This window comes from Variovorax paradoxus (assembly GCF_000834655.1).
In the GTDB taxonomy this organism is placed as follows: domain Bacteria; phylum Pseudomonadota; class Gammaproteobacteria; order Burkholderiales; family Burkholderiaceae_C; genus Variovorax; species Variovorax paradoxus_F.
Map to the genome: position 1 here is coordinate 1 of NZ_JXQQ01000089.1, position 12,219 is coordinate 12,219.

13 protein-coding genes and 1 riboswitch are annotated in these 12,219 nt (G+C 67.9%); of the genes, 2 read left to right on the forward strand and 11 right to left on the reverse strand.

Annotated elements, in window-relative coordinates:
- The 3 genes from RT97_RS27590 to RT97_RS27600 form a co-directional block, all read right to left on the reverse strand.
- The coding region (locus RT97_RS27590; protein WP_253278328.1) for an alpha/beta hydrolase at positions 1-899 on the reverse strand (899 nt) is incomplete at its 3' end.
- 186 nt (positions 900-1,085) lie between these two features.
- Positions 1,086-2,984, reverse strand: a complete 1,899-nt coding sequence (gene mutL / locus RT97_RS27595; protein WP_042582059.1) for a DNA mismatch repair endonuclease MutL — start codon at positions 2,982-2,984, stop codon at positions 1,086-1,088.
- A 208-nt stretch (positions 2,985-3,192) separates the two neighbouring features.
- The gene (locus RT97_RS27600) at positions 3,193-3,669 is read right to left on the reverse strand and encodes a GNAT family N-acetyltransferase (protein ID WP_042582060.1); all 477 of its coding nucleotides are present in this window, start codon (positions 3,667-3,669) and stop codon (positions 3,193-3,195) included.
- Positions 3,670-3,718: 49 nt separating this feature from the next.
- Between RT97_RS27600 and RT97_RS27605 the strand changes: the two genes are divergently transcribed.
- Complete coding sequence (locus tag RT97_RS27605; protein WP_042582061.1) at positions 3,719-4,378, forward strand: DedA family protein; 660 nt, start codon at positions 3,719-3,721, stop codon at positions 4,376-4,378.
- Between the two features lie 70 nt (positions 4,379-4,448).
- Here RT97_RS27605 and RT97_RS27610 read toward each other — a convergent pair whose 3' ends face one another.
- From RT97_RS27610 to tsaE, 3 genes are all read right to left on the reverse strand, one after another.
- Positions 4,449-4,733: a glycine zipper domain-containing protein gene (locus RT97_RS27610; protein WP_042582088.1), complete on the reverse strand. Its 285-nt coding sequence runs from the start codon at positions 4,731-4,733 to the stop codon at positions 4,449-4,451.
- 250 nt (positions 4,734-4,983) lie between these two features.
- The gene (locus tag RT97_RS27615; RefSeq protein ID WP_042582062.1) at positions 4,984-6,501 is read right to left on the reverse strand and encodes an N-acetylmuramoyl-L-alanine amidase; all 1,518 of its coding nucleotides are present in this window, start codon (positions 6,499-6,501) and stop codon (positions 4,984-4,986) included.
- Complete coding sequence (tsaE, locus tag RT97_RS27620) at positions 6,498-7,013, reverse strand: tRNA (adenosine(37)-N6)-threonylcarbamoyltransferase complex ATPase subunit type 1 TsaE (protein ID WP_042582063.1); 516 nt, start codon at positions 7,011-7,013, stop codon at positions 6,498-6,500. Before tsaE ends, RT97_RS27615 begins: the two co-directional genes overlap by 4 nt.
- Between tsaE and queG the strand changes: the two genes are divergently transcribed.
- Positions 6,999-8,069, forward strand: coding sequence for a tRNA epoxyqueuosine(34) reductase QueG (gene queG, locus RT97_RS27625; protein WP_172672263.1), 1,071 nt, complete (start codon positions 6,999-7,001; stop codon positions 8,067-8,069). The genes tsaE and queG overlap by 15 nt on opposite strands.
- A gap of 125 nt (positions 8,070-8,194) precedes the next feature.
- On the opposite strand, the gene arsC is transcribed toward queG, so the two are convergent.
- The 5 genes from arsC to RT97_RS27650 form a co-directional block, all read right to left on the reverse strand.
- Complete coding sequence (gene arsC, locus RT97_RS27630) at positions 8,195-8,575, reverse strand: arsenate reductase (glutaredoxin) (RefSeq protein WP_042582064.1); 381 nt, start codon at positions 8,573-8,575, stop codon at positions 8,195-8,197.
- Between the two features lie 25 nt (positions 8,576-8,600).
- The gene (locus RT97_RS27635; RefSeq protein WP_042582065.1) at positions 8,601-9,284 is read right to left on the reverse strand and encodes a glutathione S-transferase family protein; all 684 of its coding nucleotides are present in this window, start codon (positions 9,282-9,284) and stop codon (positions 8,601-8,603) included.
- 32 nt (positions 9,285-9,316) lie between these two features.
- Positions 9,317-9,829 (reverse strand): 6,7-dimethyl-8-ribityllumazine synthase, encoded by a 513-nt coding sequence (locus tag RT97_RS27640; protein ID WP_042582066.1) that lies wholly within the window; start codon positions 9,827-9,829, stop codon positions 9,317-9,319.
- Positions 9,830-9,924: 95 nt separating this feature from the next.
- Positions 9,925-10,088, reverse strand: a riboswitch (FMN riboswitch).
- 92 nt (positions 10,089-10,180) lie between these two features.
- On the reverse strand, positions 10,181-11,287 hold the full coding sequence (locus RT97_RS27645) for a DNA glycosylase AlkZ-like family protein (RefSeq protein ID WP_042582067.1): 1,107 nt from the start codon (positions 11,285-11,287) through the stop codon (positions 10,181-10,183).
- A gap of 48 nt (positions 11,288-11,335) precedes the next feature.
- Complete coding sequence (locus tag RT97_RS27650; RefSeq protein ID WP_042582068.1) at positions 11,336-12,214, reverse strand: sugar phosphate isomerase/epimerase family protein; 879 nt, start codon at positions 12,212-12,214, stop codon at positions 11,336-11,338.
- Positions 12,215-12,219: the final 5 nt, after the last annotated feature.

A 12,219-nucleotide genomic window follows, 5' to 3' on the forward strand; every position in this document is an offset into this window, starting at 1 on the left:
GGCAGCGTCAGCGGTGCCAGCTTGGGCTGGCTGCGCGCCATCATGCTGTCGGGCTTCATGCGGAACAGCTGCGTCAGCGCCGCGCGGTACTGCGTCTCGCCCACCGAGTTGGTGTTGTGGTGCGAGCCGCCTTCGACCAGCACGAAGAGCTTGGGCACCGTGGCCGCGTCATAGAGCTTGCGGCCCAGCGTGGGATTGATCAGGCTGTCGGCCGTGCCATGCACCACCAGGAGCGGCGCGCCGATGTCCTTGACGGTGTTGATGGCCTCGAAACGCTGCGTGATGAGGGGGCCCAGCGGCAGCCAGCCCCACTTGAAGCTGCTCACCACGTCGGCGATGGAGCTGAAGGTGCTCTCCACGATCGTGCCGCTCTCGTCGTTCACATGGGCCGCCAGGTCGATGCCGATGGCGCCGCCCAGCGAGTGGCCGAAGATGTAGCGGTGCTGTTTGGGATGGCGCGCGGCCAGCCAGGTCCAGGCGGCGCGGGCGTCCTCGCGGGCCGATTCCTCCGAGGGCAGGCCCTTGGAGCTCTTGCCGAAGCCCCGGTAGTCGATGGCCAGCACCGAGAAGCCCAACTCGTGCATGCGCTTGATGCGCGGGGCCGAGCCGGCCACGTTGTAGCGGGCGCCGTGCAGGTACAGCAGCACGGGGGTGTCGGTGGTCTCGGGCGCGCCGCCCAGCCAGAGGCCGTGCAGGCGCGCGGGCTCGCCGGTGATGGAGGACTGGAAATCGATCCAGACGTCGTCCATCCCCTGGGTCATGCTGGCGGTGTTGCCCCAGCTGCGGTCGCTGGGCTGGAAGATCCATTCGCGCTGTTGTGCGTCGAACGTGGAGCAACCGGCGGCGAGCAGGGCGCAGAGGGAGAGGACAGACGCGAGGAGGGTCCAGCGTTTCATCATGGGGTTGAGGGACAGCGATGCCGGCCGAAAGTTTCATTCGCATTCACCATGACGCGCCGGCGTTGCGCCTTGGTAACTCCCCGAAACAGCGCTCGACGGCGCTTTGCTGAGACCATGCAACGTGCGTGCCCGGTCCCTGGATGACCTTCCAAAACCCTCGAAAACCCTGAAAAGGGGCCGATTCGGCTACCGACCGCGCATGAACAGCGTGTCTAGCTCTCGAATCGATAGCTGCCGCCAGGTCGGCCGGCCGTGGTTGCACTGGTCCGAACGCTCCGTGGCTTCCATCTGACGTAACAGTGCGTTCATCTCGTCGATGGTGAGCTTTCGGTTGGCCCGCACGGCGCCGTGGCAGGCCATGGTGGACAGCAACTCGTTCTGGGCGCGCTGCACGACGGTGCTGGCGTCGTGCTGGCCCAGTTCGGCCAGGACGCTGCGCGCGAGTTCCACCGGGTCTCCGTCGGCCAGGGTGCCGGGCACGGCGCGCACCGCGAGCGTGCGTGCCGAAAAGGCGGTGATTTCCAGCCCCAGCGTAGGCAGCACCTCGGCGCAGGCCTCGGCGGTGGCCACTTCCTGGGGCGTGGCCGCGAAGGTGGCCGGGATGAGCAGCGGCTGGCTGGCGATGGCGGCGCCGTCCAACTGCGTCTTGAGCCGCTCGTAGACGATGCGCTCGTGCGCCGCGTGCATGTCGACCACCACCAGGCCCTGGGTGTTCTCGGCCAGGATGTAGATGCCCTGCAACTGGGCCAGGGCGCGGCCCAGGGGCCAGGCGTCCTCGTTGGTGGCGGCGAGGGCGGCCGAAGAGCCTTCGTCGGGGTTTGCAGGCAGCCCCACGGGGGCCCGGAAGGCCAACGGCGCCGCGCCCGTCAGTGGCCAGTGCGAGGGCGTGGTATCCGGCGCGTGGCCAAGTTCGTCGGTGCGGCGCGGCCACATGGCCTCGAAATCGCCGGCACCGCGCTCCCGGGCCACGAAATTCATGGTCGGCTGCGACCAGCTTGCGCTCTCGGGCAGCGCGGTTTCCTTGAAGAAAGGCTGGGGCGCGCCGCTGGGCGCCACGGCATCGCCGGCGCGCGGCGCGGCCAGCGCGTCCTCGATGGCGTGGCGCACCGCCTGATGCACCTCGCGGCCATCGCGAAAGCGCACCTCGATCTTGGTCGGGTGCACGTTCACATCGACGCGCGACGGATCGATCTCCAGGTACAGCGCGTAGATCGGCTGGCGCTGGCCGTGCAGCACGTCTTCGTAGGCGCTGCGCACCGCGTGCGAGAGCACCTTGTCGCGCACGAAGCGGCCGTTGACGTAGAAGAACTGCTGGTCGCCGCGCGAGCGCGCCGCATCGGGAATGCCGGCACGGCCGACCACCCGCACCACGCCGCTCAGACGCTCGACGGCCACGCTGTTGGCCACGAAATCCTGGCTGAGCGCATCGGCCAGCCGCTGCTCGCGCGCGTCGGCGGCGCGCCATTGTTCGACCAGCTTGCCGTCGTGCCACACCGAGAAGCCGACCTCGGGCCGCGCCAGCGCATGGCGGCGCACGGCCTCGATGCAGTGGGCCAGCTCGGTGGCGTCGGTCTTGAGGAACTTGCGGCGCGCGGGCGTCGCGAAGAAGAGCTCGCGCACTTCGACCGTGGTGCCGGCCGAGCGCGCCACCGGGCGCAGTTCGCCGGTGCGGCCGTCGAGCGCGAAGGCGCTGTCGGCGCCGGCGAAGCGGGAGAGGATGCTGAGTTCGGCAATCGCATTGATCGCCGCGAGCGCCTCGCCGCGAAAGCCCATGGTGCCGACCGTCTCCAGGTCGTCCAGGCTCGCGATCTTGCTGGTCGCATGGCGGCGCAGCGCCACGGTGAGTTCTTCGCGCGGAATGCCCAGGCCGTCGTCTTCGACGGAAATCAGCCGCACGCCGCCCGAGGCCAGGCGCACCGTGATCTGGCGCGCGCCGGCGTCCAGCGCGTTGTCGAGCAGCTCGCGCACCACCGAGGCCGGCCGCTCGACCACCTCGCCGGCGGCGATCTGGCTGATCAACTCGTCGGGGAGCTCGCGGATCGGGCGGCGTGGGGAGGGGGGGATGGAGGAGGGGAGTGCGCTCACCGGGGCATTTTAGAAGTGTGACGAAGTTGAGCGCTCGAGTCGCTTTCGCGCCATCTCCAAAACCGCCACCGGCAGCAGCCTCGCATCGAGCAGGTCCACCAGGTCAAGCGAAGCCGTGGAACGTGTCGCCGCCATCGATGGCTTCAGCTGGATGCACCGACCTTCCATTCGATGTTCTCCGCGAAGGATGGTTTTATCGCAACTGCTTTTACATGACGAAGGCATCCACGAAGCCATGCTGCGGATGCCGGAACGCGCCGGGCAGCGTGCCGACGATCGCGAAGCCCATCCGCTGCCAGAGCCGCACCGCGCGCTCGTTGGTGGACACGACGAAGTTGAATTGCATCGCCAGAAAGCCCATGCGCAGCGCCTGCTGCTGCGAGTGTTCGCACAGCGCCGAGGCCACGCCCAGGCCGCGCGCGGCCTCGGACACCACGTAGCCGCAGTTGCTCACATGTGCACCCTGGCCGGGCTGGTTGGGCTTGATGACGTAGGTGCCGAGCACCGTGCCTTCTTCGTTGCAGGCCACGAACGTATGGGTGGGTACTTTCGTCCACGAGTGGCGGGCCGTGTCCTCGCTCACATCGGGCGGGTAGGTGTACGTGTCGCCGCGGCGGAACGTCGGTTCGAGGACGGCCCAGATGGCGGGCCAGTCCGCATCGAGGGCTTCGCGTATTTGGATCATGGGGTGATTCGGGAGGGGCTCAAGACGTCAACAAGGATAATCCGCGGCCATGGAAATCATCAGCTATCTCATCGACTTCATCCTTCACGTCGACAAGCATCTCGAGGCCTTCGTCATCGCCTACGGCCCCTGGGTCTATGCGCTGCTCTTCCTGATCGTCTTCGTGGAGACCGGCGCGGTGGTGATGCCGTTCCTGCCGGGCGATTCGCTGCTCTTCATCGTGGGTGCGCTGTGCGGCGCGGGGCTCATGAACTTTCCGCTGGCCTGCGGCATCCTGATCGCCGCCGCCATCCTCGGGGACCAGTGCAACTATTCGATCGGCCGCTACTTCGGGCCGAAGGTCTTCCAGTGGGAGAACTCGCGCTTCTTCAACCGCAAGGCCTTCGACCAGGCCCACGGCTTTTACGAACGCTATGGCGGCATCACCATCATCCTTGCGCGCTTCATGCCCTTCATTCGCACCTTCGCGCCGTTCGTGGCGGGTGTGGCGGAAATGAACCGCGCGAAGTTCACCATGTACAACGTGGTGGGTGCGCTGATCTGGGTGCTGGGTATTGCGACTGCGGGCTACTTCTTCGGCAACCTGCCGTTCGTGCGGCAGCACCTGGACAAGATCATCTGGGCGCTGATCTTCGTGCCGGGGCTGCTGGCGATCTTCGGTGCGTGGCGCGCGTCGAAGGCAGAGAAAGCCCGGGCCGCCTCGGCCTGAACCTCTCTCGCCGCACCGCCCATAAAAAAGGCGCGCCACAGGGGCGCGCCTTTTCGTTCATGCAGTCCGCTTAATAGCGCGGGCCGTTGCTCGGGTAGTAGCCGCTACCCTGCGGGTAGGTCTGGCGGTTGTAGTTCCGCTCGTCGGCGTTGCGGCCCACCTGGTTACCGATGATGCCGCCGATGGCTGCACCACCCACCGTGCTGGCAGTGTTGCCACCGATGGCATTGCCCACCAGTGCACCGCCAACCGCGCCGACGCCAGTACCGAGGTTCTGGTTGGGGCCGCTTGCGCAACCCGCAATCGCCATGACCGAAGTGGCTGCGGCTGCAGCGATCCAGAGACGTGTCTTCATGATGTGCCCTTTCGAGGAGTGATGGTTCATCATCATCAAAACGCCTGCGTTCGATGTGTAGGAGCCTGCCGCGCCTGACTGTGCGGTGTCACGGGCCGCCCTGCGTGGGACAGAAGGCGTGCTTTGGCTTTACAAAACAGCAGGGATGCTCTTCGCGGGACACCGCGGAACCGGTTTTGCCGGCGTGCCTGAGTCGCCCCCGGTTGGGGGAAGGCGTTGCGCCACGAAGTGCGCGAAGCTAAGGGTGAGCCTAGAGCTGTCGGCTGCGTGCCAAAGGCGGGTTCTGCGCGAAGTACCGCTGGATGCCGCGCATGAGCGCATCGGCCAGGCTCTCCTGGTAATCGACGCGGCGCAGGTTGGCTTCTTCTTCGGGGTTGCTGATGAAGGCTGTTTCCACCAGCACGCTCGGGATGTCCGGTGCCTTCAGCACAGCGAAGCCGGCCTGCTCGACCTGGCCTTTGTGCAGCCGCGCACCGATGCCCTTGATCTCGCCGAGCATCGCGCCGCCGAGCTTCAGGCTGTCGTTGATCTGCGCGGTCGTGCTCATGTCGAGCAGCGCGCGCTGCACCTGCGCCTCGTGGTTGCCGACGTTCACGCCGCCGACCTTGTCGGCGTCGTTCTCCTTGTTGGCCAGCCAGCGCGCCGCACTGCTCGAGGCGCCGCTCTGGCTCAGCGCGAACACGCTGGCGCCGCGCGCGGCGGGCGTCGTGAACGCATCGGCATGAATGCTCACGAAGAGGTCGGCCTGCACGCGCCGCGCCTTCTGCACGCGCACGCCCAGCGGCACGAAGAAATCGGCATCGCGGGTGAGAAAGGCGCGCATCGGGTTGCCGTTGACGCTGCCCGCGTTGATACGGTCGCGAAGACGGAACGCGACCTGCAGCACGATGTCTTTCTCGCGCGTGCCGCTGGGGCCGGTGGCGCCGGGGTCTTCGCCCCCGTGGCCGGGGTCGAGCGCCACGATGATGATGCGGTCGGTGCGGCTTGCCGTTGCGCCACCGCGCGCGGCGGCGACAGGGGGCGACACGGGCCTGACAGGCGCGGTGCCCACCACGGGCGGCAATGGAGGCGGCGCCACGAGCACGGGTGGTGCAGCGGGGCGGTCGACGCCCGCCACGACGGGCGGCGCAGGTGCCGCGGGGCCGGGGCGCATCGACTGCTGTGCCATGAGATCGCCCAGCGGATCGCCCGCGGGCATCGCGGGGCGCACCGGTGCGGGCGCGGCACCCGGCACCGGGGCGGGCGAAGGCGCAATGCCAGCAACCGCCGAGCCGTTGCTGGTGCCTGGCTTGGGCGCATCGCGCAGCCGTTCGGCGATCAGCGCTTCCATCGGGTCGATGGCCTGTTCGGGGTACAGGTCGAGCACCAGCCGGTGCTTGTAGGCGGCCACGGGCGCAAGGGAGAAGACCTGCGGCCGCACCGTCTGCTTCAGGTCGAACACGATGCGAACGACCGTCGGTGCGTTCTGCCCGACGCGCAGGCCGTTGATGTACGGATCGCCCGGCTTGATCTTCCCGACGAGTTCGCGCAATTCGCTGTTGAGCTCGATGCCTTCGATGTCGACGGCCAGCCGCGGTGGGCTGCCCACCACGAGCTGCTGCGAGGTGAGCCGCGCATCGGACTCGATGGTCACGCGCGTGTAGTCGGCCGCAGGCCAGACGCGCACGGCCAGGATGGTAGCGCCGCGTGCGATCTGGTGCACGCCCAGCATCAGCGCGACGCTGCCGCCCTGCAGCAGCACGCGGCGTTTCAGGCCCCCCGCCTTCATGCGGCGATGCGCGCCAGCAGATCGCTGCCGCGAGGGGTGTTCGCCAGGAGGGTCACGCTGCGTGTGTCGTCGGTCATTGCTTCGATTTTAATAGCTAGGTCGGCAGGTGGAGTGCGGCCCGCGGCGTTCTGCGGCCACTCGGCCAGCTTGAGGCCAGGGCCCGCGAAGATGTCGCGGAAACCGGCGTCGTCCCATTCGCGCGGGTCGGCGAAGCGATAGAAATCGAAATGGAAGATCGCGAGGCCGTCGGGCGCTTCATGCGGCTCGACCACCGCGTAGGTGGGGCTCTTGATGCGGCCCTCGATGCCGAGCGCGCGCAGCAGGTGGCGAACGAAGGTGGTCTTGCCGGCCCCGAGGTCGCCTTCGAGGGCGATGAAGGCATCGCGCAATGCGGGCGAAGCGGCGAGCGACCGCGCGAAAGCGTCGGTGTCGGCTTCGCTGCCCCAGCGCAGGATGCGGGTGCGGGGGGTGCCCTTGGGCGTTTCTACAATCGGCAAGTGATCGTCAGCCATCCACTCGTTGTTCGTATTCAGGCTTTGGCCCGGGAACTCGGATTCTCCCAAATCGGAATCGCGGGCGTCGATTTATCGAGCGCCGAGGACGGTCTGATGCAATGGCTGGCCCATGGGTTCCATGGCGAAATGCAATACATGGCAACGCACGGCACGCGCCGCGCGCGCCCCGCGGAGCTGGTGCCGGGCACGGTGAGCGTGATCACCGCGCGCATGGACTACCTGCCGCGCGACACGCCCCCCGAGTGGCAGGCCGTGGAGTTCGACCGCCTCGCGCGGCCCGGCGAGGCCATCGTGTCGGTCTATGCGCGGGGCCGCGACTATCACAAGGTCCTGCGCAACCGGCTTGCGAAACTGGCCGAGAAGATCGCCGAAGAGGTCGGCCCCTTCGGCCATCGCGCGTTCACCGATTCGGCCCCGGTGCTCGAGGCCGAGCTCGCCTCGCGCAGCGGCCAGGGATGGCGCGGCAAGCACACGCTGGTGCTGGACCGCGACGCGGGCTCGATGTTCTTCCTTGGCGAAATCTATGTCGACATGGCGCTGCCCGAGAGCGAACCCGTCACCGCGCACTGCGGCAGCTGCAGCGCCTGCATCGACGTGTGCCCGACGCAGGCCATCGTCGCGCCGCGGCGGCTCGATGCGCGGCGCTGCATCTCGTACCTCACCATCGAACACGGCGGGCCGATCCCGGAGGAGCTGCGGCCTCTCATGGCCAACCGCATCTATGGCTGCGACGACTGCCAGTTGATCTGCCCCTGGAACAAGTTCGCGAAGAAGAGCGCGCTGCCCGATTTCGACGCGCGCGAAGGCCTCACGGGACGCACGCTGGCCGAACTCTTTGCATGGACCGAGGACGAGTTCCTGCGCCGCACCGAAGGCAGTCCGATACGGCGCATCGGGCACGAGCGGTGGCTGCGCAACATCGCGGTGGCGCTGGGCAATGCGGTCAGATCGGGCGAGGTCGGCGCGAAGGAGGCACTGGCGACGCGGGCCGAGCACCCGAGCGAACTCGTGCGCGAGCATGTCGCGTGGGGATCGATGCAGCAGAGCACTTGAAGCGACACGGTCTGTGTCTGTTCGTGGGACACCGAGGAACCGGCTTTGCCGGGCCTCTGGTGTTGCCCCCGGTAGGGGGTTGGAGAAGCGACACGAAGTGCGCGAAAGCCGGGGGGTGAGTCTTTTTACACGGGGAGGATCTCGCGCACGCGCTCCCAAGGCCGGCACATCAACGTGCCGCGGGGCGAGACGACGATCGGCCGCTGCAGCAGGATCGGGTGCTCCACGATCGCGTCGAACAACTGGTCGTCCGTCCACTTCTGGTCGGCGAGCTTCAATTCTTCGTACGGCGCTTCCTTCGTGCGCAGCAGGTCGCGTGCCTCGATGCCCATTGCCTTCGTCAAGTCGCGCAGCTTCTTCTTCGAAGGCGGCGTCTCCAGGTACAGCACGATCGTCGGCTCCACGCCGCTTTCGCGGATCAAGCCCAGCACGTTGCGCGACGTGCTGCAGTTGGGCTTGTGATAGATCGTCATCGGGTAATCGGTGGTGGGGGTGCGTGCGGTCATGGCGTCGATTATCGGAAGCGCGGGCTCAGTTCTCTTCGGCTTTCTCGTCCATCGAGAACGGAAAGCGCGCAGCCCAGAAGTCGGCCAGGCGCGGGTCGGCGTCCACAAGCCGCACCACGCGTGCCATGCGCGGCGCCACCCGGTAGAAGCGCCGGCGCTGCGGGGTCCAGCGCGAGAGCACCGTCACATACAGGTCGAGCATGCTGATCCTGTCGCCGAGCAGGTAGGGCGCGGGCTCGTCGATCTGCGTGTCCATGAGGTGCCAGCATTGCGCAATGCGCTCGGCGGTGCGTTCGAGCATCGCGGGTTGCGCCGCAGGGTCGGGCGTAAGGCGCGTGGGATCGTCGCGCACCCAGTAGAGCGAATAGATGGCGGCCGGCAAATAGACCATCCAGCGCAGGTAGCGCGCGCGCAGCGGATCGTCTGGCGCGGGACACAGGCCCGCTTCGGGGTAGCGGTCGCCGAGCCAGATCAGGATGGCCGCGCTCTCGGTCATCACTTCGCCCGAGGGCAGCACGAGCGCGGGCACCTGGCGCATCGGGTTGATGCCCGACATGCGTTCGCGCTCGGACTCGCCCTCCCAGGTGGCGACGTCGATGGTCTCGACTTCCGCGCCGATCAGCGTCAGCGCCGCATGGACCGGCGTGGCGCCCGAACCGGGCGCGCCGTAAAGGGTGTAGCGATCTCTGGAAGCGGATGGAGAGGCCATCCGCGCAGATTACTGCGGACTTGCAGCCGTTGTCACGCGGCCAGTGCCGCGTCCACCTTCTTCAGCGCCTCGAGCGTCTTGAAGCAGGCCTCGGCCACTTCCGTGCCCTTGATCGCGAAATGGCGGTGGAAGTACTTGCGATGCTCCACATGCTCGTGGAAATGGTGCGGCGTGAGCACGGCCGAGAAGATCGGCACGTCGGTCTCGAGTTGCAGCGACATCAGCGTGCTGACCACCGTGTTCGCGACGAACTCGTGGCGGTAGATGCCGCCGTCGACCACCAGCGCGCAGCCGATGATGGCCGCGTACTTGCCCGAGTTGGCCAGGCGCTTGGCATGCAGCGGAATCTCGAAGGCGCCCGGCACGTCGAAGATGTCGATGAGCTCGCGGGCCACGCCCAGGCGCGCCATCTCTTCGAGGAAGGCGTCGCGTGCCTGGTGAACGATGTCGGAATGCCACTGCGCCTCGACGAAGGCGATGCGCTCGCCGCGCGATGCATTCGACGCGGTGATGGCGGAGAGGGGAAGGTCGTTGATCTGACTCATGGTGTGCCTCTGAAAGCAGGTTTCCTGAATCAGGGCGCACGAAACCGCAAGGCCCACCGCGCGCTCGTGGCCGAGCGCGCGGGCGTGCCCGCATTTCGCGCTCTCTTTCATCCGGACTGTGACCGTCGGCTTCGGAATCGCACCGAAATCTGCTGACCCCTCGGCCTGCTTGCGCAGGCCTCGGGCGCTCGCGGGCTTGTGCAACCTTTCGGCCGCCATCACCGCCGGTGGGGAATTGCACCCCGCCCTGAGAACGCTTGCCGGCCGGCGGACCGGGCGACGGCGCGATTCTAGAAGTGCCGCCCGGGCCGGGTTGTCGCCCGCGCGCCAGACCTTGAGGCGCGCGGGGATTTATGTCGTCGGCGATGCACGCCCCGCCAGGAACTGCGTCATGCGGTGCAGCTCGTCGTCGAGCGCAGCGCGAAACGCCGCATCGCGCGGCTTCCTGCCGACGTAGCCGAAGGCGGGCTGCAGGCGGCCCTCGGGCGCAGTCACGTTGGCCCAGCCGATCACGCGGTCGTGCCACAGGAGCGGCAGCGCGTAGTAGCCGAACTGGCGCTTGGGCGCGGGCGTGTAGGCCTCGAACTTGTACGTCCAGCCCCAAAGCAGCTCGAAACGGCGGCGGTCCCACACGACCGGATCGAAGGGCGCGAGCAGCCGCACCGCGTCGTCGGGCGCGTGGCGTTTGGAGGCCGGGTTCTCGTTGGCGGGCCAGTACCAGGTGGTCCCATCGATGCGGCAGCTCGCGAGCTCTTCACGTGCGAGACGCAACGCCGCCTGCGTCTGCGCCGCGAGGTGCGGCGCGCCGTAGCCGAGCAGGCGCACGAGGTAAGTGAGGCTCGCGGCGGGCAGCGGCGCGTATTTGCGCACGATCAGTTCGATGAGCGCGGCGGCGCGTTGCGCGCGGCCGGCGGGGCTGTCGTCGGCGGGCAGGTGCGTCACCGCTTCATAGACGCGCGTGCCGCTGTCGCGCCGCACCACGCGCAGCATGCCGCGGTAGTGCATGCCGTCGAGCAGGTGCGTGGTCGCGTTGCTCGAACCGCCCCAATAGTTCCGGATGCGGCCGTGCGCGAAGTGCTGCTCGACCTGGCGCGGATGCACCGGGCCGTGCTCGCGCACATAGGCCAGCACGTCGGCGGCCTTGCGCCGCGTCTCGGCGTCCCAGGCCTGCTTGGCTTCGCGCGGATGCATGAGCGCAAGATGCTCGCGCGGCAGGAACCCGTAGTTGACCAGGCAGTCTTCCTCGATGGCCAGGCGGGTGTAGCGGCTTTCGAGATCGCCCGCGCGGTAGTCCTTCACGCGATGGCGCAGCGTCAGGTCTTGCGCGCGCGCCGGTGCGCGGATCGGATCGGCCTGCACGAAGCCGAGCTGGCGGATCGCGCTGGGCAAGGTAGTCGGCTTGAAGAGGGTGCGCGCCACCGCGTAGCGGCGCAGGTCGTCGAGGGTCGGGTCAGCCATGGGGCGAATTGCAGCACAAGCGGCTGCGATTCGCTTCGGCGCGATGCGTCAGACCGCGCTGCGATGTCGCTCGATGCACACGTCCAGTGTCTCGGCGCCCGGCCGCTGCCACCAGTCGAGGTTCGAAAAGATCTCGACCTCGCTGAAGCCCGCGAAGCCCGCGTCCTCGACCCAGCCGCGGATCTTCTTCAACTCGACCACGCCGTCGCCCATCATCCCGCGGTCCGAGAGCAGGTCGCGCGTGGGCGTGAGCCAGTCGCAGACGTGGTACGCCAGCAGCCGCTCGCGGCCGGCGCGGGCGATCTGCTGCTGCAGCTTCGGGTCCCACCAGACGTGATAGATGTCCAGCGCCACGCCGAGCATGCCGCTCCTGCCCGCGTCGAGTTCGTCGCAGAGGTCGAGCGCGTGTTCGAGCGTGTTGATGCAGGCGCGGTCGGCCGCCTGCATCGGGTGCAGGGGCTCGATGGCGAGCGGCATGCCGACTTTGCGGGCGTATTCGAGTGAAGCTGCGATGCCGTCGCGTACTTCGCTGCGCGCGCGAGCGATGTCCTTGTATGCGGCCCTGCCGTCGAGCGCGCCGGGGAGGGCGCCGACGACCAGCACGAGGCACGGCGCATCGAGCGTCTTCGCCTCGTCGATGGCGCGGCGGTTGTCGTCGAGTGCGGCCTTCAAGCCAGCCGCATCGGGCGCGGGGAAGAAGCCGCCGCGGCAGTAGCCCGAGAGGCCGATGCCGTGCGCCTTCAACTGCTTCGCAATCTTGTCGAGTCCGACGGCTGCAACCTGGTCACGCCACGGGCTGATCGCGAGGATGCCGCGCTCGGCGCACTGGTCGATGATGCGGTCCAGCGGCACCTCGGCGCCCGACTGCTTGCGCACCGTGGCGGTGTTGATCGAGAGCCAGTCGTGGTTTTGCGAGAAGTCGCGCATGGGTC